Raw genomic sequence first — 22,828 nt, forward strand, 5'->3', positions numbered from 1 at the left:
CGTAATATTCGGAGGCAACGATGAACGATAAAAAAGCTCAAACCCGCGAACGCATTCTCAAGGCCGCCAGTGCAGCGCTGATTCAGCGTGGCCCGGCCGAACCGAGCGTGGGTGAAGTGATGGGGGCGGCCGGTCTGACGGTTGGCGGCTTCTATGCGCACTTCGAAAGCAAGGACGCAATGATGCTGGAGGCGTTCAAGCAGTTGCTCGGTCATCGCCGAGGCCTGATTGCCGATATGGATGCCGAATTGACCGGTGAAGAGCGTCGCGCGTTGGTGGCGGCGTTTTATCTGTCGCGCAAACACCGGGACTCGTCGGAATCGGCGTGCCCGATCCCGGCGTCCGTCGGTGAGCTGGGGCGACTGCCGGAAGCATTTCGAATCGCCCTGAATGAACACGTGGAAATGATGGTCGCGCAGTTGGCGGCCAGCCCGGAAGACACCGACAAGGCCTTGGCTGATATGGCGTTGATGGTGGGAGGTCTGGCTCTGGCGCGGGCGCTGGGGCCGGGAGAGTTGTCCGATCGTTTACTTCGCGCCGCCAAATCAGCGGTGCTGTGACCTGAAGGCTGCGGCCTGGGGAGAATGCGATGAGCACGTTGAAGTGGGTTCGTGGCGTGAATGGCACCTTGGGTTGGTTTGCACCGAAACTGGTGGCAAGCAAGATGCGACTGGCGTTCATGACGCCAAGGGATTTGCCGCCCCGTGATTGGGAGCTTCCGCTGCTGGCGAGGTCCGAGCGGATTACCTTGCGGTTTGGCCTGTCGGCGTTGCGTTGGGGGCAAGGCCCAGCGGTATTGCTGATGCACGGCTGGGAAGGGCGGCCGACACAGTTCGCCAGTTTGATTACTGCGCTGGTCGACGCCGGTTACTCGGTGGTCGCCCTGGATGGTCCGGCCCACGGTCGCTCACCCGGCAGTGAAGCGAACGTCGTGTTGTTCGCCCGCGCCATGCTGGAAGCGGCCGCCGAGCTGCCGCCGTTGCAGGCCGTCATCGGGCATTCAATGGGCGGCGCCAGTGCCATGCTTGCGGTGCAACTGGGCTTGCGCACCGAAACGCTGGTCACCATTGGCGCTCCGGCTCGCATTCTTGGCGTGTTGCGCGGATTTGCCCGGTATGTGGGCCTGCCGCCCAAAGCCCGTTCGGCGTTTATTCGCCAAGTCGAGAAAGATGTCGGGATGCGCGCTGCGATGCTGGATGTCGCCCACTATCAACTCGACATGCCTGGCCTGATCGTTCACGCCGAAGACGACGACTTTGTCTCGGTCAGGGAGTCGCAGCTGATCCACGAAGCCTGGTTCGACAGTCGCTTGCTGCGCTTGCCGGAGGGCGGTCATCAGCGAGTGCTGGCCGACCCTCGGGTGATTGATGGCGTGTTATCACTGCTGGCCGGTCGCAGCCTGCAATCGCGCCAATCGGCCTGAGCTTCCGTTACACTGCCCCGGTCGAAATAATCTGACCGGGAGTGGGGCATGGGCTGGGATCGGGCAACGCCGTTCATCATTGATTTGCAAGTGGGCGCCGAGGACATTGACGGTTTGGGCCACGCCAATAATGCGGTGTACGTGACCTGGCTCGAACGCTGTGCCTGGCGCCATTCCCAGCGCCTTGGCCTGGATCTGGTCGAATACCGTCGCCTGGACCGGGCCATGGCAGTGGTTCGGCACGAAATTGATTACCTGGCTGCCGCCTATGAAGGTGATGAGTTGCAATTGGCGACCTGGATCGTCGATTGGGATCAGCGCCTCAAAATGACCCGGCATTTCCAGCTCAAGCGTCCAAGTGACAATTCGACCTTGTTGCGGGCGCAAACCACCTTCGTCTGCATTGAGCTGTCCAGCGGCAAGCCCAAGCGCATGCCGGCCGAGTTCATCGAAGGCTATGGCCCGGCCTTACAGGTCCTGATTTGACAAGACTGTGTGGCAAGTCTTTCGCTCGATAATCCAGTAAACTGCCGCACGTTTTTTCGTTGAGTGTGTTTTTTCATGCAAATTGCTTTGGCGCCCATGGAGGGGTTGGTCGACGACATCCTGCGCGACGTGCTGACCCGAGTGGGTGGCATCGATTGGTGTGTGACCGAGTTCATTCGGGTCAACGATCAGTTGCTCACGCCGGCCTATTTCCACAAATTCGGCCCAGAGCTGCTCAACGGCGCCCGCACGGCCTCCGGTGTACCGCTGCGTGTGCAACTGCTCGGTTCCGACCCTGTATGCCTGGCGGAAAACGCCGCACTGGCCTGTGAGCTGGGTTCCGAGGTGATCGACCTGAACTTTGGTTGCCCGGCCAAGACCGTGAACAAATCCCGTGGCGGTGCGGTGCTGCTCAAAGAGCCCGAGCTGCTTAACCGGATCGTCGAGCATGTCCGTCGTGCCGTTCCGGCGCACATTCCTGTTACCGCGAAAATGCGCCTGGGTTTCGACAGCCCGGACGGCTCGCTGGTTTGCGCCACGGCGCTGGCCGAAGGCGGGGCGGAACACATCGTGGTGCATGCCCGGACCAAAGTGGATGGCTACAAGCCGCCAGCGCACTGGGAATGGATTCCGCGGGTGCAGGACGTGGTCAAGGTGCCGGTGTTCGCCAACGGTGATATCTGGAGCGTCGACGACTGGCGCCGTTGCCGCGAAATCAGCGGTGTGGAAGACATCATGCTCGGTCGGGGTCTGGTTTCGCGTCCCGATCTGGCCAGGCAAATCGCCGCCGCACGAGCGGGTGAAGAGGTCGTGGAAATGACCTGGACCGAGCTGTTGCCGTTGATCCAGGATTTCTGGTTGCAAGCCAAGGCGCAGATGACTGCGCGGCAATCCCCGGGCCGCTTGAAGCAATGGCTGGCGATGTTGACGCGCAATTATCCCGAGGCTGTCGAGCTGTTCACGGTGCTGCGGCGTGAGACCGAGCTGGATAACGTATCGCGTTTGCTGGGTCTGCCGGTGGCCGAAGCGGCCTGAAGCTCTTTATTAAAAAAGCAGAAAATGCGCTCTTGAAAAGCAATCAGTGGTCCCTATGTATGGGTTACGCGATGCCGAATTCGGGTCGCGGAGACACAAAACCTTGCTGATTGTTTTCAGGAGATTTGAATCATGACTACTGCATTTTCCCTGGCGCCTCTGTTCCGTTCCTCGGTTGGCTTCGACCGTTTCAACGACCTGTTTGAAACCGCCCTGCGTAACGAGCCAGGCAGCAGCTATCCACCCTACAATGTGGAAAAACACGGCGACAACCAATACCGCATCGTCGTGGCCGCGGCGGGTTTCCAGGAAGAAGACCTGGAGTTGCAAGTCGAGAAGGGTGTGCTGACCATCAGTGGCGGCAAACGTGACGGCAACGAAGGCGTGACCTTCCTGCACCAAGGCATCGCCCAGCGGGCCTTCAAGTTGTCGTTCCGTCTGGCGGACCACATCGAGATCAAATCCGCCGGCCTGAGCAACGGTCTTTTGAGCATCGACTTGCTGCGGGTAGTGCCAGAAGAGGCGAAAGCCAAGCGTATCCCGATCAACGGGACGCAAAAACCGGCTCTGCAACACTAATCCAGAGCAACAGGAAAGGGCGCCAACGGCGCCCTTTTTACTGCCTGCAATTTAACGTTGGCCCTTGACTGCCGCTGCTTCGATTCCACGGGGATGGCGCGACGAAAACAGCAAGCCGCCAGCGATCTGCCAGATCAGCGCAAACGCGCCGACCAGAAAGACCACATCGCCGAACGTACGCACCCAACGCAGGGTTTGCAGCAGGTCTTGCTGCATGAACGCTTCGCTTCGGGCGTACCACAGCCCTTGGCTGGCGCTGGCGTAGAACTGCAGGATGCCAATCGGCAACAGGCTGGTAACGATCATCAGCATTAGCCCGCCGTTAAGCCACCAGAAGCCAGTGCTCATCAGTCGGTCATTAAACTGCAGGTTAGGTCGCAGATAGCGCAGGATCAGCAGGCTGAAGCCCAGTGCCAACGAGCCATAAACCCCGAACAACGCCGCATGGGCATGCAGCGGCGTGGTGTTCAGGCCCTGAATGTAATACAGCGCAATCGGCGGGTTGATCAGGAAGCCGAACACCCCGGCACCGAGCATGTTCCAGAACGCGGTGGCGATGAAAAACTGCAACGGCCAGCGCAACCGGGCCATCCACGGTGCACGCTCTTTCAGGCGCCAGTTTTCCCAGGCTTCATGGCCGAGCAGAATCAGCGGCACCACTTCCAGGGCGCTGAAGGTTGCGCCGACCGCCATCACCGGCGTAGTGGTCCCGGCGAAGTAGATGTGGTGGAAAGTCCCGGGTACACCGCCGAGCATGAACAGCGAGGCCGAGCCGAGAGTGGCGCTGGTGGCCAGGCGTTTCGAGACCAGTCCCATGCTGGTGAAAATGAAGGCCAGGGCGGTGGTGGCGAACACTTCGAAGAAGCCTTCGACCCACAGGTGCACGACCCACCAGCGCCAGTACTCCATGACCGACAGATGGGTGCGCTCACCATAGAACAGGCCAGCGCCATAGAACAGACCGATCGCCACCACCGACGCGGCCAGCAGAGCCAACAGGTTTTTATCGCCCGGCTGACGCAAGGCGGGCACCATTGCGCGCAACATCAGCACCAGCCAGAACACGATCCCGGCGAACTTGGCGATTTGCCACAGACGGCCCAGATCAACGTATTCGTAACCCTGGTGCCCCAGCCAGAAGCTCCATTGCGCCGGCATCAATTGGGCGATGGCGAGGAAGTTGCCGGCATAGGAACCCACGACCACCATTACCAGCGCCCAAAACAGCACATCCACTCCGAGCTTCTGCCATTTAGGGTCTTTGCCGCCATTGATGAACGGCGCCAGAAACAGCCCCGCCGCGAGGAAGCCAGTGGCGATCCAGAACATAGCACTTTGCAAATGCCAGGTTCGGGTCAGTGAGTATGGAAACCATTTCGACAGCGGCAGTCCGTAGAAATCCTGGCCTTCGACTGTGTAGTGCGCGGTCGCGCCCCCCATCAGCACCTGAAAACCGAACAGCGCGCCGACCAGCAACAGGTATTTGCCCAGGGCTTTTTGCGAAGGCGTGAGTCTGATCAGGCTCAGCGGGTCCTGGGCCGGGACCTTGGGTTGGCCTTCGTCGTGGTTGCGCAAAAACGCCCAGCCCCAGACCAGAAAACCGATACCCGCCAGCAGTACGACGATGCTGACGATGGACCAGACCATGTTTTCGGCGGTCGGGTGGTTGTCGATCAGCGGCTCGTGGGGCCAGTTGTTGGTGAATGTCGCGCTTTGGCCTTCGCGCTCGGTGGCGGCAGCCCAGGCCGTCCAGAAGAAAAAGCGCGTGAGCTGCTGGCGCCGGGCGCTATCGGGCAGGGTGTTTTCTTTCATGGCAAAGCTTTCGCGGCTGTGATGCAGCGCCGGGTCATTGCCGAAAAGGGCATGGTAATACTCGGCGGTGTGCGCGATGGCCTGGATGCGGCGATCGCTGAGCACCAGTGTGCCGTCAACCAGTCGATTGCCGCGGTATTCGCGTTTGAGTTGATGACGCAGCAGGGCCTGCTGATCATCATCGATTTGCTGGTAAGGCTTGCCATAATTCTGCTGCGCCGCCAGGTCGAGCCAGGTGAGCAGTTCGCGGTGCAGCCAGTCGGCGGTCCAGTCCGGCGCCTGATAGGCACCATGGCCCCAGATCGAGCCCAGCTGCATGCCACCGATGCCCTGCCAGGCCGTCTGGCCGTCGAGGATGTCGCTGGCACGAAACAGGGTTTTGCCCTCGACGCTTTGTACAGTTTCCGGGATCGGTGGCGCCTGCCGGTAAATCTCGTGGCCGAACCAGCCGAGCAGGCAGAAGGTCACGCCGAGGACGCCAATCAGCGACCACCATAATTTGCGGTATTCACCCATGGATCACCTTTATGTCAAAAAAAAGCGCCCGCATAACGAGTATGCGGGCGCAGAAAACCCGGCCGTGTGATCGGGAAGAGACGCCGGGGTGTTGCTTCGGGAAAATGATCGGTTGTCGCGATCATTTGACTAGCGGTGCAGGACGTTTGTCCGCGGACCGAATGCGTGGGATCAATGTACGGCGCACACCGGTGCGGCGTCTCTCCTACACAGGTTCAGTGGGGTGATGTATTGGTTTTAACCATTCATACAGAGGTATGAAAGCGTGCAGAGCACTGTAGGAGCATGGCTTGCCCGCGATGACACCCATGAAATCGCCATCGCGGGCAAGCCATGCTCCTACGAGAAAGAGGTGTTACCTGAGCAGTTTTTGAAACTCTTCAACCGGCAACGGCTGGCTATGCAAATACCCCTGATAAAAGTGGCAGCCCAATCCCTGCAGAAACGCCAATTGCTCAGCGGTTTCCACGCCTTCGGCGATCACCTTCAATTCCAGGCTGCGGGCCATGGCGACGATGGCGCGGATGATCTCGGCGTCGTTGGGGTCGGTGGTGGCGTCGCGGATGAACGACTGGTCGATTTTCAGGGTGTCGACCGGCAGGCGCTTGAGATAGGTCAGAGATGAATAACCGGTGCCGAAGTCGTCCATGGCGAAACTGACGCCGAGTTTTTTCAGGCGACGCATTTTGCTGATGGTGTCTTCCAGGTTCTGGATGACGATGCCTTCGGTGATTTCCAGTTTCAAAAGCGAGCAAGGCAGGCCGTAGCGGGTGAGGCTTTCTTCGACGCGCTCAACGAAGTCGGCCTGGCGGAACTGCCGTGGGCTGATGTTCACGCACAGACTGAAATCGAGCGGGTCCACCAGACCGTTGGCAATCATCAGCCGGCAAGCCTGGCATGCTTCATCGAGAATCCAGGTGCCGACCTCGAGGATCAAACCGCTGTCCTCCAGAACTTTGATGAACTCTGCGGGCGATTGCGCACCAAGCTCCGGATGGTTCCAGCGCACCAGTGCTTCAGCGCCGACGATGCGGTTGTCGCGGGCATCGAGTTGCGGCTGGTAATGCACGCGAAATTCACCGCGGGACAGCGCCAGGCGCAGGTCGGTTTCCATGCGCAGGCGCTCGCTCGCGGCCTTCTGCATGGTGTTGTGATACATCTGCGCGGTGTTGCGCCCCGAATCCTTGGCGCGGTAAAGGGCGATGTCGGCGCGTTTGAGCAGGTCGGTGGGCGTGGAGCCGTGGTCGGGAATCAGCGCTATGCCGATGCTCGGCGTCACTTGCAGGCGCTGGCCGTCGAGGAACATCGGTTCCGACAGCAATTCGCGCAAGGTGTCGGCCAGTTGCCGCACCTGGGCGCTGACGTCGTTGCGCGAGCCTTCAAGACCGCTGAGCAACACCACGAATTCATCGCCGCCCAGCCGCGCGACGGTGTCTTCCATGCGCACGCTGGCTTCCAGGCGTGCGGTGATGATCTTCAGTACGGTATCGCCCACCGGATGGCCGAGGGAATCGTTGATGTGCTTGAAGTGGTCGAGGTCGAGGAACATCAGCGCGCCACGCAAATTGTGGCGTTTGAGCAGGGCAATCTGCTGGCTGAGCCGATCCATCAGCAAGGCGCGATTGGGCAGGTTGGTCAGCGGGTCGTGGTAGGCCAGGTGACGGATTTGCGCCTCGGCGTTTTTCAGCAAGCTGACGTCCCGTGCGGTCAGCAGCAGGCACGCGGTTTCGTTGAGAGTGATCGGTTCCACCGAAACCTCGACGGTGAGCAACTCGCCGCGCTTGTTGCGTCCGAGCATCTCCTGGTGATGCACCCGGCCCTTGATCTGCAACTCGGCCAACAACGCCGAACGTTGTTTCTCTTCGGCCCAGATTCCCACCTGATACACCGTGCGGCCAATGACCTCGTCGGCGCGGTAACCGGTCAGGCGGCAGAAACCGTCGTTGACCTCCAGGTAGCGCCCGGTGTCGCGCTCGGTGATGGTGATGGCATCGGGGCTGGAGTGAAACGCCTTGGCGAATTTCTCTTCGCTGGCCTTGAGCGCCGCCTCCGAGCGCTGTTGCTGGGTGATGTCGCGCAGGGTGGTAACGATGCACGGCTGGTCACCGACGCTGATCTGCCGGCTGGAAATTACACAGGTCAGGGTTTGTCCGTTTTTGTGCTGGACGACAATCGCTACGTTACTCAGGCCTTGTTCGCGAATCACCTGTTCGATCCGCTGCAAACTTTTTGCCGAGGCGTCCCACAGGCCTATTTCATCGGCGCTGCGTCCGATCACATCGGCGGTGGTCCAGCCGAAGGTCTGGGTGAAGCTGGAGTTGATCTCGATGAATTGTCCGGTGTCCTGGCGGGTCACGCAGATCGGGTCCGGACTGACCTGGAACAGCGTGGCGAATTTCTCCTCGGAGGCCACCAGTCGTTGTTCGCGTTCGACCTGATCGGTGATGTCGAGCAGGGTGCCGGCCATGCGCAGTGGCAGGCCGTTTTCATCGCGGTAGAGGCGGGCGCGGCTTTCCAGGTAACGCGAGCTGCCATCCGGCAGTTGCACGCGATAGGTCAGCTGATAGTTGCCGGCCGGGCCTTCGCGCAGGCTGCGATAGGCGTCACGCATGGTGTCGCGTTCTTCGCCCGGCACGCCTTCGAAGAACTCGTCGAAGGATTCATGGAAGGGCTTGGCGTCCAGGCCGTGCAACTGTGCGGCGCGGGCCGAACCGTAAAGCATGCCGCTGGGAATGTGCCAGTCCCAGGTACCGAGTTGCGCAGAGTCCAGCGCCAGGTCGAGGCGTTCCTGGCTGTCCTTCAGCGCGTGTTCGGCGGCTTTGCGGTCGGTGGTGTCGAGGAACGTGCTCAGCAAATAGGGCTGGCCTTCGAGTTCGACCTTTTGCGCGCTGAGGATGCCGTCATGAATCTGCCCGTTGCTGGCGCGAAATTGCACCTCCATGCTGGTCAACTCGCCTTTGGCCTTGGTGGCCTTGACCAACTCCGCCCGTTGTTCGGGGTGCACCCACAGGCCCAGTTCCAGTGTGGTGCGGCCGATCGCATCTTGCACCGGCCAGCCGAACAGGCTTTCGAAATATTGATTGGCTTCGGTGATCAAACCGTCTTCCTGGCGGGTCAGCAGGACCATGTTCGGACACAGGTGAAACAGTGTGGCGAAACGTTTTTCCGAGCTGCTCAGCGCCTGTTCGCGCTGGCGCTGGTGGGTGATCTCGCGGATCACGCCGATCATCCGGGGCCGGCCGTGTTTGTCCGGCAACAGGCTGCCGTTGATTTCCAGCCAATGCAGGCTGCCGTCGGGCCAGCGAATGCGGTGGTGCATCGCCTGTTCCAGCGGTGCGCCGGCAATCACCGCGTGGAAGGCGCGCACGGTTTTCGCCCGGTCTTCGGGCGGCAGCAAATCGAGGTATTCGAGGTCTTCCGGCAGCGGTTGCCGGGGATCGAAGCCAAACAGCGCCTGGGTACCCCGCGACCAACTGATCTGTCCCCGTTCGATGTCCCAATACCAGGCACCCAAACGCGCGCCGTTCAGGGCTGCCAGTAATTGCGGGGCACTTTCCCAGCTCTGCTCGGAGCGTTTGGGGTCAAGTGCCTGGATACGCGGCATCGGCGGAACACGGTCAACAGATTTCGGCATTGGCAAGCCTTAGGCTGAATTGAACATAGGGCACGGGATTTCGCGGCTCTATAGGAGTAGCACAAGTTAGCCGTGAGTCCCTGGCAGATCGATCTGAGCATCCAGCAAGGCCATGAAGGCCCGTGCCGCATTCGACAACGTCCGTTCTGTGTGCAGGATATAGCCTAGCTGGCGAGACAGTTGTATGCCCGGCAAAGGTATCCGCGCAACTTGATCGTCGAGCATTGTGCGTGGCAGCACGCTCCAGGCCAGGCCGATCGACACCATCATCTTGATGGTTTCCAGGTAGTTGGTGCTCATGGCGATGTTCGGCGTCAGGCCCTGGGCTTCGAACAGACGCTGGACGATGTGGTGGGTGAAGGTGTTTCCCCCGGGGAAAACCGCCGGGTGCCGGGCGATATCCGCCAGGTTGACTGCGCCATTGTTGAGCAGCGAATGCTCCGGGGCGACCACGAAGTCCAGCGGGTCATCCCACACCGGCGTGGCCTTGACCAGCCCATGGGGCTCCGGCGCGAGGGTAATGACCGCCAGTTCGGCACGGCCATGGAGGATTTCTTCGTAGGCCACTTCGGAATCGAGAAACTGAATATCCAATGCCACTGCGGGATAGCGCCGGGTGAACTCCCTTAATAAGGGAGGCAAACGGTGCAGGCCGATGTGGTGACTGGTGGCGAGGGTCAGACGACCGGTCACCTCGCCTGTGAGATTGGTCAGGGCGCGGCGCGTATCATCGAGGACATTCAATATCTGGTACGCCCGCGGCAGCAGGGCGCGACCGGCCTCGGTCAACCCGACCTCGCGGCCCAGCCGGTCGAACAGGCGCACCTTCAGTTGTTGCTCGAGCCCGGCGATGCGCTTGCTGATCGCCGGTTGCGTCAGGTGCAGCCGTTCTCCCGCGCCGGAGAAGCTACCTGTCTCGGCAATGGCAATAAAGGCATTAAGGTTGGCCAGGTCCATGGTCGCATTCCAGTTGGTTATCCAAAGCATAAAAAATATGAATTTGAGTTATTTAATGTAACCCCATAGGATCAGCCTCACAAGCCAAAGGGTTATTGAAAGTCTCAAAGCCCGGGGCATAGAAACAAGCTGATGAGGAAACGTCTGATGGCCGGCAAAACGCTCTACGACAAGCTCTGGGATTCGCATTTGGTCAAGCAGCGCGACGATGGCTCTGCGCTGATCTACATCGATCGTCACATCATCCACGAAGTGACCTCGCCGCAAGCCTTCGAAGGCCTGCGTCTGGCCGGGCGCAAGCCATGGCGCATCGATGCCAACATCGCGACCCCGGACCATAACGTACCGACCACTCCGGAGCGCAAGGGCGGCATCGAAGCCATTGCCGACCAGGTCTCGCGTTTGCAGGTTCAGACCCTCGACGACAACTGCGATGAATACGGCATCGTCGAGTTCAAGATGAACGACGTCCGCCAAGGCATCGTCCACGTCATCGGCCCTGAGCAGGGCGCAACCTTGCCGGGCATGACCGTGGTCTGCGGCGACTCCCATACCTCGACCCACGGCGCGTTCGGCGCTCTGGCCCACGGTATCGGCACGTCTGAGGTCGAGCACGTGCTTGCCACTCAGTGCCTGGTCGCCAAGAAAATGAAAAACATGCTGGTGCGTGTCGAAGGGCAATTGCCGTTCGGCGTGACCGCCAAGGACATCGTTCTTGCCGTCATCGGCAAGATCGGCACCGCGGGCGGTAACGGTCACGCCATCGAATTCGCCGGCAGCGCGATTCGCGACCTGTCCGTCGAAGGCCGCATGACCATTTGCAACATGTCCATCGAGGCCGGCGCTCGTGTAGGCCTGGTGGCCGCCGACGAAAAAACCGTGGCCTACGTCAAGGGCCGTCCGTTCGCTCCGAAAGGCGCGGAATGGGACTTGGCCGTCGAAGCCTGGAAAGACCTGGTGTCTGACGCCGATGCCAAGTTCGACACCGTCGTCGAACTCGATGCAACCCGGATCAAGCCGCAAGTCAGCTGGGGCACTTCGCCCGAGATGGTGCTGGCCGTGGATCAGAACGTGCCGGACCCTGCGAAGGAAATGGACCTGGTCAAGCGTGGTTCCATCGAACGCGCCTTGAAGTACATGGGTTTAACCGCCAATCAGGCGATCACCGACATTCAGCTCGACCGCGTATTCATCGGCTCCTGCACCAACTCGCGCATCGAAGATTTGCGCGCTGCGGCCGTGATCGCCAAGGGCCGCAAGGTGGCTTCGACCATCAAGCAGGCCATCGTGGTGCCGGGCTCGGGTCTGGTGAAGGCGCAGGCTGAATCGGAAGGCCTGGACAAGATTTTCCTCGACGCCGGTTTCGAATGGCGCGAGCCGGGTTGCTCGATGTGCCTGGCGATGAACCCGGACCGTTTGGAGTCCGGCGAGCATTGCGCGTCGACGTCCAACCGTAATTTCGAAGGCCGTCAGGGCGCCGGTGGCCGTACCCACCTGGTCAGCCCGGCCATGGCCGCCGCCGCCGCTGTGAACGGTCGTTTCGTCGACGTCCGTGAATTGATCTAAGGAGCGCAGCATGAAAGCTTTTACCCAGCACACTGGACTTGTCGCGCCTCTGGATCGTGCCAACGTCGACACCGACCAGATCATTCCGAAGCAATTTCTGAAGTCGATCAAACGCACCGGTTTCGGTCCGAACCTGTTCGATGAATGGCGTTATCTGGATGTGGGCCAACCGTATCAGGACAACTCCAAGCGTCCGCTGAACAAGGACTTCGTGCTCAATGCCGAGCGTTACCAAGGCGCCAGCGTGTTGTTGGCCCGCGAGAACTTCGGTTGCGGCTCCAGTCGTGAACACGCGCCATGGGCGCTGGAAGAGTACGGTTTCCGCAGCATCATCGCGCCAAGCTACGCCGACATCTTCTTCAACAACAGCTTCAAGAACGGCTTGCTGCCGATCATCTTGAGCGATGCCGAAGTCGATGAACTGTTCAAGCAGGTCGAAGCCGAACCGGGTTATCAGTTGCAGATCGATCTGCAAGCCCAGACCGTGACCCGCCCGGATGGCAAGGTGTTGAGTTTCGAAATCGACGCGTTCCGCAAACACTGCCTGCTCAACGGCCTGGACGATATCGGCCTGACCTTGCAGGACGGCGATGCGATTGCAGCGTTTGAAGCCAAACACCGTGTGAGCCAGCCGTGGTTGTTCCGCGACGCTTGATCCGAAATCGATGTAGCCAGGGCCGGCCTCATCGCGAGCAAGCTCAGCTCCTACAGGTTTTGTGAGCGCCACAGACTTGTAGGGGCAAAGCTTGCTCGCGATGACGACGGCCCAGGCACTACAAGACTAGACCCCGAAAAAGGAAGTCCCCATGACCAGCACCGCCCAGCACAGTCAGGTAGTCCAGAAGCAATTCGGTGAACAGGCCGCCGCCTACCTGAGCAGCGCCGTCCACGCTCAGGGCACTGAATTTGCGCTGCTACAGGCCGAGCTGGTGGGGCAGGGCGATGCCCGGGTGCTGGATCTGGGCTGCGGCGCCGGCCACGTCAGTTTTCACGTCGCTTCGCTGGTGAAAGAAGTGGTGGCCTACGACCTGTCGCAGCAGATGCTCGACGTGGTCGCTGCCGCTGCCGTCGATCGTGGCTTGAGCAACGTGATCACGGTTTACGGCGCCGCCGAACGCTTGCCGTTTGCCGATGGCGAGTTCGACTTCGTGTTCAGCCGTTATTCGGCGCACCACTGGAGCGATCTTGGCCTGGCCTTGCGCGAAGTGCGCCGGGTATTGAAACCGGGTGGCGTGGCGGCGTTCGTCGACGTGTTGTCACCGGGCAGCCCGTTGTTCGACACTTACCTGCAAAGCGTCGAAGTGCTGCGCGACACCAGCCATGTGCGCGATTATTCTGCTGGCGAGTGGTTGCGGCAGGTCAGCGAGGCGGGGTTGCATACCCGCAGCACTAGTCGTCAGCGGCTACGTCTGGAATACAACAGCTGGGTCGAGCGCATGCGTACACCTGAAGTGATGCGCGCGGCGATCCGCGAATTGCAGCAATCGATGGGCAACGAAGTACGCGAATATTTTCAGATTGAGGCCGATGGTTCGTTCAGCACCGATGTGCTGGTGCTGATGGCTGAACGATAAGCGTCGAACGCAAGTATTTTTCCGGGCGCGCCGGTTGATGTCGCGCCGACAGAAGACATGAGGAAAGCATGAGCAAGCAGATTCTGATTCTCCCAGGCGACGGTATTGGCCCGGAAATCATGGCCGAAGCGGTCAAAGTGCTGGAATTGGCCAGCGACAAGTTCGACCTGGGCTTCGAGCTGAGCCATGACGTGATCGGTGGCGCGGCCATCGACAAACACGGCGTGCCGCTGGCCGACGAAACCCTGGAGCGTGCCCGCGCAGCCGATGCCGTGCTGCTGGGCGCCGTTGGCGGCCCAAAATGGGACACCATCGAGCGTGACATCCGCCCTGAGCGTGGTCTGCTGAAAATCCGTGCGCAATTGGGTCTGTTCGGTAACCTGCGCCCGGCGATCCTGTACCCGCAATTGGCCGAAGCCTCCAGCCTGAAGCCGGAAATCGTTGCCGGCCTGGACATCCTGATCGTTCGCGAGCTGACCGGCGGCATCTACTTCGGCGCGCCACGCGGCACCCGCACCCTGGAAAACGGCGAGCGTCAGTCCTACGACACCCTGCCGTACAGTGAAAGCGAAATACGCCGCATCGCCCGCGTCGGCTTCGACATGGCCATGGTGCGTGGCAAGAAGCTGTGCTCGGTGGACAAGGCCAACGTATTGGCGTCCAGCCAACTGTGGCGTGAAATTGTCGAGGAAGTGGCCAAGGATTACCCTGAAGTCGAACTGAGCCACATGTACGTCGACAACGCCGCCATGCAGTTGGTGCGTGCGCCCAAGCAGTTCGATGTGATCGTCACCGACAACATGTTCGGCGACATTCTGTCCGACCAGGCGTCGATGCTCACCGGTTCCATCGGTATGCTGCCTTCGGCGTCCCTGGACACCAACAACAAAGGCATGTACGAGCCGTGCCACGGTTCGGCGCCGGACATCGCGGGCAAAGGCATTGCCAACCCGCTGGCGACCATTTTGTCGGTTTCGATGATGCTGCGTTACAGCTTCAACCAGCAGGCCGCGGCCGATGCCATCGAACAAGCCGTCAGCCTGGTGCTGGATCAGGGTTTGCGCACGGGCGACATCTGGTCGGCCGGTTGCACTAAAGTCGGGACGCAGGAAATGGGTGACGCAGTAGTCGCCGCGCTGCGGAATCTGTAATCTCTCGGGCCCGCTGCCCATTTCACCCCCGAAAGCAGCGGCCCACATTTCAAGAAGGTGTAGTTGCGATGAAACGTGTAGGTCTGATCGGTTGGCGCGGTATGGTCGGTTCCGTGCTCATGCAGCGGATGCTGGAAGAGCAGGATTTCGATCTTATTGAGCCGGTGTTTTTCACCACTTCCAATGTCGGTGGCCAAGGCCCGTCCGTGGGCAAGGACATTGCTCCGCTCAAGGACGCTTACAGCATTGAAGAGCTGAAAACCCTCGACGTGATTCTGACCTGCCAGGGTGGCGACTACACCAGCGAAGTCTTCCCGAAACTGCGCGAAGCCGGCTGGCAGGGTTACTGGATCGACGCCGCTTCCAGCCTGCGCATGCAGGATGACGCGGTCATCGTACTGGACCCGGTCAACCGCAAGGTCATCGACCAGCAGCTGGACGCGGGCACCAAGAACTACATCGGCGGCAACTGCACCGTCAGCCTGATGCTGATGGGCCTGGGTGGCCTGTTCGAAGCCGGTCTGGTCGAGTGGATGAGCGCCATGACTTACCAGGCGGCTTCCGGTGCCGGCGCACAGAACATGCGTGAGCTGATCAAGCAGATGGGCGCAACCCACGCCGCTGTCGCTGATCAACTGGCCGATCCGGCCAGCGCGATCCTCGACATCGACCGTCGAGTGGCCGAAGCCATGCGCAGCGACGCGTACCCGACCGAAAACTTCGGCGTACCGTTGGCCGGCAGCCTGATCCCGTGGATCGACAAGGAACTGCCAAACGGTCAAAGCCGCGAAGAGTGGAAAGCCCAAGCCGAGACCAACAAGATCCTCGGTCGCTTCAAGAGCCCGATCCCGGTGGATGGCATCTGCGTGCGCATCGGCGCCATGCGTTGCCACAGCCAGGCGCTGACCATCAAGCTGAACAAAGACGTGCCGATTGCTGATATCGAAGGTCTGATCAGCCAGCACAACCCATGGGTCAAGCTGGTGCCGAACAACCGCGATGCGAGCATCCAGGAGCTGAGCCCGAACAAGGTCACCGGCACCCTGAACATTCCGGTTGGCCGTCTGCGCAAGCTGAACATGGGCTCGCAGTTCGTCGGCGCGTTCACCGTTGGCGACCAACTGCTGTGGGGCGCGGCCGAGCCGCTGCGTCGCATGTTGCGGATTCTGCTTGAGCGTTGATCGATAGCTGCAATGAAAGAACCCGCGCCTTGAAGGAGGTGCGGGTTTTTTTATCCCCACCGATCATTCCCACGCCCCGCGTCCGATCGTTCCCACGCAGAGCGTGGGAACGATCGTGGTGGGCAGAAATTGCCTGTACACCCACCACCCGGTAAAGTGCCGCTCCCGCCGTTTCGCCAGAGGTAGAACCATGAGCCAGTCCATTGATATTGCCGTGATCGGCGCCACCGGTACTGTCGGCGAAACGCTGGTGCAGATACTCGAAGAGCGCGATTTCCCGGTCGGCGACCTGCACCTGTTGGCCAGCAGTGAGTCCGCTGGCAGTTCGGTGCCGTTCCGGGGCAAGAATGTGCGGGTGCGAGAGGTCGATGAGTTCGACTTCGGCAAGGTGCAGCTGGTGTTCTTCGCCGCAGGTCCGGCGGCCAGCTTGAGTTTCGCCTCCCGTGCCGCGGCGGCCGGTTGCTCGATCATCGACCTGTCCGGCGCCTTGCCCGCCGATCAGGCGCCGCAAGTGGTGCCGGAAGCCAATGCCCAAGTGCTGGCTGGCCTGAAAAAACCGTTTCAGGTCAGCAGCCCGAGTCCGTCGGCCACCACATTGGCGGTGGTGCTGGCGCCGCTGCTGGATTTGCTCGACTTGCAGCGCATCAACCTGACCGCCAGCCTGGCAGTGTCTGCCCAAGGCCGTGAAGCGGTGAGCGAACTGGCGCGACAGACCGCCGAACTGCTCAACGTGCGTCCACTGGAACCCAAATTCTTCGATCGGCAGATGGCTTTCAATTTGCTGGCGCAAGTCGGCAAGCCGGACGAGCAGGGCCATACACTGCTGGAAAAACGCCTGGTGCGTGAACTGCGACAGGTGCTGGCGCTGCCTTCGCTGAAAATTTCTGTCACTTGCATTCAAGCCCCGGTGTTTTTTGGCGATAGCTTTAGCGTGACCCTGCAGTCTGCAAGCACCATCGATCTGGTGAAAGTCAATGCCGCGCTGGAGGATGCACCCGGTATCGAACTGGTTGAGGCGGGTGATTACCCGACACCGGTCGGCGATGCGGTAGGGCAGGATGTGGTCTACGTTGGTCGGGTTCGCCACGGTATCGACGACCTGTCGGAACTTAATTTGTGGCTGACGTCAGATAACGTACGCAAAGGGGCCGCGCTCAATGCTGTGCAGCTGGCCGAATTGTTGATAAAAGACCTGCTGTAAAAGATACTTGGCAACAATTTTCGAATGATTCCGGGTCGGCGTCATGCTTGCCGGGATGCTGAAGGTCAGCCACCCTGCGGGGCTTTCCGGGGCATGCACGAAACAATCGCGCGCGACGACCCTTCGTCGCCGCGCGCAATGCCTTACGGCAGCGACTATCAACACCTTCTCGCTGGCCGAGGAATGTTCAAACTAAGGATGAGCTATGGTTCAAGTTCGCAAACTGGTGTTAGCAATAGCGGCCGCCTCGGCGCTGTCCTCCGGTATGGCGCATGCCCTCGGGCTCGGGGAGCTGACCCTGAAATCGACGCTGAACCAGCCGTTGGTGGCGGAAATCGAATTGCTGGACGTCAAGGAACTCACCGCTGCCGAAGTGGTGCCGAGCCTGGCTTCACCTGAAGATTTCGCCAAGGCCGGTGTCGATCGCCAGGCGTTTCTTAACGACCTGACGTTTACCCCTGTGCTGAACGCCAGCGGCAAAAGCATCCTGCGTGTGACCTCCAGCAAACCACTCTCTGAACCGATGGTGAAATTCCTGGTTCAGGTGATGTGGCCAAACGGTCGCCTGCTACGCGATTACAGCGTGCTGCTCGATCCTTCCAAATTCTCGCCGCAGACCGCTGAAGCGGCTGCGCAACCTGCACCGACGGGCACCACGCCGGTCACCGCTGCGACCAAACCGTCCGAATACACCACCACGTCGCGCGATACCCTGTGGGAAATCGCTGCGAAGGCGCGTAATGGCGGTTCGATTCAACAAACCATGCTGGCCATCCAGGCGCTGAACCCGGACGCTTTTATTGACGGCAACATTAACCGGCTTAAAACCGGCCAAGTGTTGCGTCTGCCGGATCAGGCGCAGAGCACCAGCCTGGCGCAACCCAAAGCCATGGCCGAAGTCGCTGCGCAGAACACCGCCTGGCGCCAGGGCCGCCGCTATGTAGCGAAGCCTGGAACCGGGCAGCAGCAACTTGATGCCACTAATCGTGGCCGTGGCGAAGCCGTGTCCACGCAAGCCGGCCGGGACAACCTGAGCCTGGTTTCCGCTGAATCCGGCAAGGCTGCGGGCAAGGGGCCGGCAGGCGATGCCAAGGCCCTGAGTAACAAACTCGCGGTCACCCAGGAAAGCCTTGATACGACGCGTCGTGACAATGCCGAACTGAAGAGCCGCATGAGCGACCTGCAAAGCCAGTTGGACAAGCTGCAGCGTCTGATCGAACTGAAGAACAATCAACTGGCCAAGTTGCAAGCCGAAGGCGCAGCGGGTGCGCCGGCTGCGGCAACAGCGCCTGCGATCACAGCGGAACTGGCGGCGGACCCGGCGGCGACACCTGCCGAAGCGGCGCCAGCACCTGCGGCGGCTGCGCCTGAAACCGCTCCAGCGCCAACCGAGCAACCGGTTGAGCCGGCGCCTGCTGTCTCCGACGAGCAGAAATTCAACGAACTGCTGACCAATCCGTGGTTGTTGGGCCTGGCGGGTGGCGGGGCAGTGGTTGTGTTGCTCTTGCTGCTGTTGCTGGCACGTCGCCGCAAAGCTCAACAGGAAGCCGAGAAACATCTGCGCATGGCTCGCGCCTTGTCCGAAGAGCAGGAGTTTTCTGCTGATCTCGACTTGCCTGAAAGCAGCTTCGAAGGCCTGGAGGTTCCACCGCCAAGCGTGAATCTTGCGACTGCTCCGGCACCCGCGCCAGCCCCAGCCCCGGCGCCGGTGATTACGCCGGTCGTGGTAACGCCACCGATTGCCGCGCCACTGGTCTCGCCGGCGGCCGAGCGCTCCGACGACGTGTTGGGTCAAGCCCAGTCGCACATCGCAGCCGGTCGTCTCAATCAGGCTGCCGCGTTGCTGGAAGAGGGCGTCAAGCAAGAGCCGCAGCGCAGTGATCTGCGCCTCAAACTGATGGAAGTCTACGGTTTGCAGGGCGACCGCGATGCCTTCGTGGTTCAGGAACGTCAACTGGTGGCCAACGGCGACAACTTCGCCCAGGTCGAAAAACTGAAAAGCCGTTTCCCGGCCATGGCGCTGGTTGCGGCGGGCGGTATCGCCGCGGCGGCGGCCGCTGCCGAACTGGACGCACAATACGTCAAGGACCTGTTGCTGGACGAGCCGCAAGCACCAGAACCGACACCGGCCGACGATGACTTCGACAGCGCTTTCGATCTGAGCCTCGACGATCTGGAAAACGTGGCGCCGGTAGCGGCCCCAGCCGACCCAGCGCCGGCTGGTGACGATCTCGACAGCGCCTTCGATCTGAGTCTCGATGATCTGGACAACATCACCCCGGTAGCCGCTCCGCCAGCACCTGTGGTGGAGCCTGAGCCGGCCGCGACCCTGGACGAACTTGAAGATTTCCCACTGGACGACGACCTGAGCTTCGAGTCGGTGCTGCAGCAGCAGACGGAAATCAAGGACAACCTGGGTGACCTGTCGGATTTCGACCTGGACATGGATCTCGGTGGCGAGCCGTCTCCGGCCCTGCTGGCGGAAGACGATTTCCTGCTGGATCTGGACGCAGACGTGAAGGACCTGCCATCGGTCGACACTCCCGCAGTGGCCGAAGCTCCGCTGGATGACCTGGAACTGCCAGCCGATTTCGACTTGTCATTGGCCGATGAGATGGACGCTCCAACCACTCCGGATGCATTCGAATCCGAGCTGGATGACGTCAACGCCGAGCTGGATCGCCTGTCACAGAGCATCAGTGAGCCAACCTTCACCGTGGACGATGCCCTGGCCACAGTGGACGACGAGCCGGACTTCGATTTCCTGTCCGGTACCGATGAGGTCGCGACCAAGCTCGATCTGGCCCAGGCCTACATCGACATGGGCGACAACGACGGCGCCCGGGACATCCTCAATGAGGTGGTGACCGAAGGTGATGACGGTCAGAAGAGCGAAGCCAAGGAAATGCTTTCGCGTTTGGCTTGAGTCAATCGTTGCAAATGAAACGGCAGCCCACTCGAGGCTGCCGTTTTTGTTTCAGGCGGTCGTTTCGATGTTGTCTTTCAGGGCCTCATCGCGGGCGAGCCCACTCCCACAGGTTTTGCGGTTGACATAAATCCCTGTGGGAGCGGGCTCGCCCGCGATGAGGCCGGAACAGTCACAGGATATCCACTGGCATCCCCGGCCGAGCACCTTATAATGCCTGCCTTTGCGTACTTCAGCAGGCTGTTCCCCCTTGGCAAATATTGATAACCCGGCTGCTGAAATGGCGGCCGACGGCTTTTTCCGGATCGCACTGGGCGTTGAATACAAAGGTTCGCGTTATCGCGGCTGGCAGCGCCAGGCTTCCGGTGTGCTCACCGTGCAGGAAACCCTCGAAAACGCCTTGTCCAAAGTCGCCGATTCACCGGTTTCGCTGCTGTGCGCCGGGCGAACCGATGCCGGTGTACATGCCTGCGGGCAAGTGGTGCATTTTGATACCCAGGTCGAGCGTTCGATGAAAGCCTGGGTCATGGGCGCCAACATCAACTTGCCCCACGATGTCAGCGTCAGCTGGGCCAAGGCCATGCCGGCGCACTTCCATGCGCGGTTCAAAGCCATCGCTCGCCGTTATCGCTATGTCATCTACAACGATCAGATCCGCCCGGCGCACCTGAACGAAGAGATCACCTGGAACCACCGTCCGCTGGACGTCGAGCGTATGGCCGAGGCGGCGCAATACCTGGTGGGCACCCATGATTTCAGCGCTTTCCGCGCCGGTCAGTGCCAGGCCAAGTCGCCGATCAAGGAGCTGCATCACCTGCGCGTGACGCGCCACGGCAAGATGATCGTGCTGGATATCCGCGCCAGTGCCTTCCTGCACCACATGGTGCGCAACATCGCCGGTGTGCTGATGACCATCGGTGCTGGTGAGCGCCCGGTGGAGTGGATGAAGGAAGTACTGGAGAGCCGTATCCGTCGAACGGGCGGGGTGACGGCACATCCGTTTGGCCTTTATCTGGTGCAAGTCGAGTACCACGATGAGTTCGAACTGCCCGAGCGTTACATCGGGCCGCATTTCCTTACCGGGTTCTCCGAACTTGACGGCTGACGCCCTCGAACGCTTTTGTTACCATCCGGGACTTTCTCGGATTTGCCGTGAGGTTTTAACGACATGTCAGCCGTTCGCAGCAAGATTTGCGGGATTACCCGCATAGAAGATGCGTTGGCAGCGGTCGAAGCCGGGGCCGACGCCATAGGGTTTGTGTTTTACGCAAAAAGCCCGCGGGCTGTGACGCTGGAGCAGGTGCGCTCGATCATCAAGGCACTGCCACCGTTTGTCACGACTGTTGGATTGTTCGTCGATGCCAGTCACGCCGAACTGGCTGAGATCCTCGATGCGGTGCCGTTGGACCTGTTGCAGTTTCATGGTGATGAAACAGCAGCGCAGTGCGAAGGCTGGCGGCGTCCTTATATCAAGGCGTTGCGGGTCAAGGCCGGTGATGACATTGCGGCCGCTTGCGACGCTTACCCGAGTGCCAGCGGTATTTTGCTCGATGCCTATGTCGAAGGCATCCCCGGGGGAACCGGCGAAGCCTTCGACTGGTCATTGATACCGCAAGCCTTGAGCAAGCCGATTATTCTGGCGGGTGGACTGACCCCGGATAACGTCGCCGAGGCAGTGGCGCGGGTCCGGCCCTACGCCGTGGATGTCAGCGGCGGGGTAGAGGCGAGCAAGGGCATCAAGGATCATGCAAAGATTCACGCCTTCATCAAGGCTGTTGCAGGGGCTGTCGAGTGAAACCAGGCTGCGATCTTTTGATCCGGTTTGCGATGTGACGGCTGGCACACTGCCGCCGTCTTTAACTGCACTTGCAAAAAGCAGGCAGGGCTGAGGGTTTTCGCAGTTGCACGCAGGTCAAGTTTCGCGCTGACCGTGTGCGCTCGACGATCATCGCCACACATATGAATTTAGCTCAAGGGCATACGCGGGGCTGCGAACCAGAGCGTTCGGGCCGCCGGTACTGGAGAAAGAAAGCATGAGCAACTGGTTAGTAGACAAACTGATCCCTTCGATCATGCGTTCCGAGGTCAAGAAGAGCTCGGTGCCTGAAGGTCTTTGGCACAAATGCCCGTCTTGCGAGGCTGTGCTGTATCGTCCGGAGCTGGAAAAGACCCTGGACGTTTGCCCCAAGTGCAACCACCACATGCGTATCGGCGCCCGCGCCCGTATCGATATTTTCCTCGATGTCGAAGGCCGTACCGAACTCGGTGCGGACCTGGAGCCGGTCGACCGCCTGAAATTCCGTGACGGCAAGAAGTACAAGGATCGCCTGACCGCTGCACAAAAGCAGACCGGCGAAAAAGATGCGCTGGTGTCCATGAGCGGTACGCTGCTGGGCATGCCGGTCGTGGTGTCGGCGTTCGAATTCTCCTTCATGGGCGGTTCGATGGGCGCCATCGTCGGTGAGCGCTTCGTGCGCGCCGCCAACTACGCCCTGGAAAAACGCTGCCCGATGATCTGCTTCTCCGCCTCCGGTGGTGCGCGGATGCAGGAAGCGCTGATTTCCCTGATGCAAATGGCCAAGACCTCCGCGGTGCTGGCGCGTCTGCGTGAAGAAGGCATTCCGTTCATCTCGGTACTGACCGATCCGGTCTACGGTGGTGTTTCCGCCAGTCTGGCGATGCTCGGCGACGTTATCGTCGGCGAACCGAAAGCCCTGATCGGCTTTGCCGGTCCGCGCGTGATCGAGCAGACCGTGCGCGAAAAACTGCCGGAAGGCTTCCAGCGCA

General features: G+C 60.6%; 18 protein-coding genes. 15 read left to right on the top strand and 3 right to left on the bottom strand.

What is annotated here, in order from left to right; translation table 11 throughout:
- Positions 1–20: 20 nt before the first annotated feature.
- The 5 genes from D8U18_RS23655 to D8U18_RS23675 all read left to right on the top strand — a co-directional run bounded on the left by D8U18_RS23655 (position 21) and on the right by D8U18_RS23675 (position 3,523).
- Entirely contained in the window at positions 21–560 is a 540-nt protein-coding gene (locus tag D8U18_RS23655) for a TetR/AcrR family transcriptional regulator (RefSeq protein ID WP_056853720.1), read from the top strand.
- A gap of 29 nt (positions 561–589) precedes the next feature.
- The gene (locus D8U18_RS23660; RefSeq protein WP_056853719.1) at positions 590–1,423 is read left to right on the top strand and encodes an alpha/beta hydrolase; all 834 of its coding nucleotides are present in this window, start codon (positions 590–592) and stop codon (positions 1,421–1,423) included.
- Positions 1,424–1,471: 48 nt separating this feature from the next.
- Positions 1,472–1,909 carry a thioesterase family protein gene (locus D8U18_RS23665; protein ID WP_056853718.1) on the top strand — a complete coding sequence of 146 codons (438 nt, stop codon included), beginning with the start codon at positions 1,472–1,474 and terminating at the stop codon, positions 1,907–1,909.
- 75 nt (positions 1,910–1,984) lie between these two features.
- On the top strand, positions 1,985–2,944 hold the full coding sequence (locus tag D8U18_RS23670) for a tRNA-dihydrouridine synthase (RefSeq protein WP_130905378.1): 960 nt from the start codon (positions 1,985–1,987) through the stop codon (positions 2,942–2,944).
- 132 nt (positions 2,945–3,076) lie between these two features.
- Entirely contained in the window at positions 3,077–3,523 is a 447-nt protein-coding gene (locus D8U18_RS23675) for an Hsp20 family protein (protein WP_131108604.1), read from the top strand.
- A 51-nt stretch (positions 3,524–3,574) separates the two neighbouring features.
- Here D8U18_RS23675 and D8U18_RS23680 read toward each other — a convergent pair whose 3' ends face one another.
- The 3 genes from D8U18_RS23680 to D8U18_RS23690 all read right to left on the bottom strand — a co-directional run bounded on the left by D8U18_RS23680 (position 3,575) and on the right by D8U18_RS23690 (position 10,442).
- The gene (locus tag D8U18_RS23680; protein ID WP_131108606.1) at positions 3,575–5,851 is read right to left on the bottom strand and encodes a nitric-oxide reductase large subunit; all 2,277 of its coding nucleotides are present in this window, start codon (positions 5,849–5,851) and stop codon (positions 3,575–3,577) included.
- Between the two features lie 355 nt (positions 5,852–6,206).
- Entirely contained in the window at positions 6,207–9,485 is a 3,279-nt protein-coding gene (locus D8U18_RS23685; RefSeq protein ID WP_056853714.1) for a PAS domain S-box protein, read from the bottom strand.
- Between the two features lie 66 nt (positions 9,486–9,551).
- Positions 9,552–10,442, bottom strand: coding sequence for a LysR family transcriptional regulator (locus D8U18_RS23690; protein ID WP_056853713.1), 891 nt, complete (start codon positions 10,440–10,442; stop codon positions 9,552–9,554).
- Between the two features lie 147 nt (positions 10,443–10,589).
- Here D8U18_RS23690 and leuC point away from each other — a divergent pair, with 147 nt between their 5' ends.
- The 10 genes from leuC to accD form a co-directional block, all read left to right on the top strand.
- Complete coding sequence (leuC, locus tag D8U18_RS23695) at positions 10,590–12,008, top strand: 3-isopropylmalate dehydratase large subunit (RefSeq protein WP_056853712.1); 1,419 nt, start codon at positions 10,590–10,592, stop codon at positions 12,006–12,008.
- 10 nt (positions 12,009–12,018) lie between these two features.
- Complete coding sequence (leuD, locus tag D8U18_RS23700) at positions 12,019–12,663, top strand: 3-isopropylmalate dehydratase small subunit (RefSeq protein ID WP_130907724.1); 645 nt, start codon at positions 12,019–12,021, stop codon at positions 12,661–12,663.
- Between the two features lie 151 nt (positions 12,664–12,814).
- Positions 12,815–13,582, top strand: coding sequence for a class I SAM-dependent methyltransferase (locus tag D8U18_RS23705; protein ID WP_131108608.1), 768 nt, complete (start codon positions 12,815–12,817; stop codon positions 13,580–13,582).
- Between the two features lie 68 nt (positions 13,583–13,650).
- Positions 13,651–14,733, top strand: a complete 1,083-nt coding sequence (gene leuB, locus D8U18_RS23710) for a 3-isopropylmalate dehydrogenase (protein ID WP_130905375.1) — start codon at positions 13,651–13,653, stop codon at positions 14,731–14,733.
- 68 nt (positions 14,734–14,801) lie between these two features.
- Complete coding sequence (gene asd, locus D8U18_RS23715) at positions 14,802–15,914, top strand: aspartate-semialdehyde dehydrogenase (protein ID WP_056853708.1); 1,113 nt, start codon at positions 14,802–14,804, stop codon at positions 15,912–15,914.
- A 190-nt stretch (positions 15,915–16,104) separates the two neighbouring features.
- Positions 16,105–17,115: an aspartate-semialdehyde dehydrogenase gene (locus D8U18_RS23720; protein WP_131108610.1), complete on the top strand. Its 1,011-nt coding sequence runs from the start codon at positions 16,105–16,107 to the stop codon at positions 17,113–17,115.
- A gap of 205 nt (positions 17,116–17,320) precedes the next feature.
- Positions 17,321–20,041, top strand: a complete 2,721-nt coding sequence (locus D8U18_RS23725) for a FimV/HubP family polar landmark protein (protein ID WP_131108612.1) — start codon at positions 17,321–17,323, stop codon at positions 20,039–20,041.
- Between the two features lie 280 nt (positions 20,042–20,321).
- Positions 20,322–21,146, top strand: coding sequence for a tRNA pseudouridine(38-40) synthase TruA (truA, locus tag D8U18_RS23730; protein ID WP_130905381.1), 825 nt, complete (start codon positions 20,322–20,324; stop codon positions 21,144–21,146).
- A 63-nt stretch (positions 21,147–21,209) separates the two neighbouring features.
- Positions 21,210–21,836 carry a phosphoribosylanthranilate isomerase gene (locus D8U18_RS23735; protein ID WP_131108614.1) on the top strand — a complete coding sequence of 209 codons (627 nt, stop codon included), beginning with the start codon at positions 21,210–21,212 and terminating at the stop codon, positions 21,834–21,836.
- A gap of 238 nt (positions 21,837–22,074) precedes the next feature.
- Positions 22,075–22,828, top strand: a 754-nt coding sequence (gene accD / locus D8U18_RS23740; protein WP_131108616.1) for an acetyl-CoA carboxylase, carboxyltransferase subunit beta, incomplete at its 3' end; no start/stop codon positions are given.

This window comes from Pseudomonas sp. Sample_10 (assembly GCF_004321495.1).
Lineage (GTDB): Bacteria > Pseudomonadota > Gammaproteobacteria > Pseudomonadales > Pseudomonadaceae > Aquipseudomonas.

Bases quoted from the DNA above. Each gene is read 5' to 3' on its own strand.
- D8U18_RS23655 (WP_056853720.1), top strand. From the start codon at position 21: ATGAACGATAAAAAAGCTCAAACCCGCGAACGCATTCTCAAGGCCGCC.
- D8U18_RS23660 (WP_056853719.1), top strand. From the start codon at position 590: ATGAGCACGTTGAAGTGGGTTCGTGGCGTGAATGGCACCTTGGGTTGG.
- D8U18_RS23665 (WP_056853718.1), top strand. From the start codon at position 1,472: ATGGGCTGGGATCGGGCAACGCCGTTCATCATTGATTTGCAAGTGGGC.
- D8U18_RS23670 (WP_130905378.1), top strand. From the start codon at position 1,985: ATGCAAATTGCTTTGGCGCCCATGGAGGGGTTGGTCGACGACATCCTG.
- D8U18_RS23675 (WP_131108604.1), top strand. From the start codon at position 3,077: ATGACTACTGCATTTTCCCTGGCGCCTCTGTTCCGTTCCTCGGTTGGC.
- D8U18_RS23680 (WP_131108606.1), bottom strand. From the start codon at position 5,851: ATGGGTGAATACCGCAAATTATGGTGGTCGCTGATTGGCGTCCTCGGC.
- D8U18_RS23685 (WP_056853714.1), bottom strand. From the start codon at position 9,485: ATGCCGAAATCTGTTGACCGTGTTCCGCCGATGCCGCGTATCCAGGCA.
- D8U18_RS23690 (WP_056853713.1), bottom strand. From the start codon at position 10,442: ATGGACCTGGCCAACCTTAATGCCTTTATTGCCATTGCCGAGACAGGT.
- leuC (WP_056853712.1), top strand. From the start codon at position 10,590: ATGGCCGGCAAAACGCTCTACGACAAGCTCTGGGATTCGCATTTGGTC.
- leuD (WP_130907724.1), top strand. From the start codon at position 12,019: ATGAAAGCTTTTACCCAGCACACTGGACTTGTCGCGCCTCTGGATCGT.
- D8U18_RS23705 (WP_131108608.1), top strand. From the start codon at position 12,815: ATGACCAGCACCGCCCAGCACAGTCAGGTAGTCCAGAAGCAATTCGGT.
- leuB (WP_130905375.1), top strand. From the start codon at position 13,651: ATGAGCAAGCAGATTCTGATTCTCCCAGGCGACGGTATTGGCCCGGAA.
- asd (WP_056853708.1), top strand. From the start codon at position 14,802: ATGAAACGTGTAGGTCTGATCGGTTGGCGCGGTATGGTCGGTTCCGTG.
- D8U18_RS23720 (WP_131108610.1), top strand. From the start codon at position 16,105: ATGAGCCAGTCCATTGATATTGCCGTGATCGGCGCCACCGGTACTGTC.
- D8U18_RS23725 (WP_131108612.1), top strand. From the start codon at position 17,321: ATGGTTCAAGTTCGCAAACTGGTGTTAGCAATAGCGGCCGCCTCGGCG.
- truA (WP_130905381.1), top strand. From the start codon at position 20,322: ATGGCGGCCGACGGCTTTTTCCGGATCGCACTGGGCGTTGAATACAAA.
- D8U18_RS23735 (WP_131108614.1), top strand. From the start codon at position 21,210: ATGTCAGCCGTTCGCAGCAAGATTTGCGGGATTACCCGCATAGAAGAT.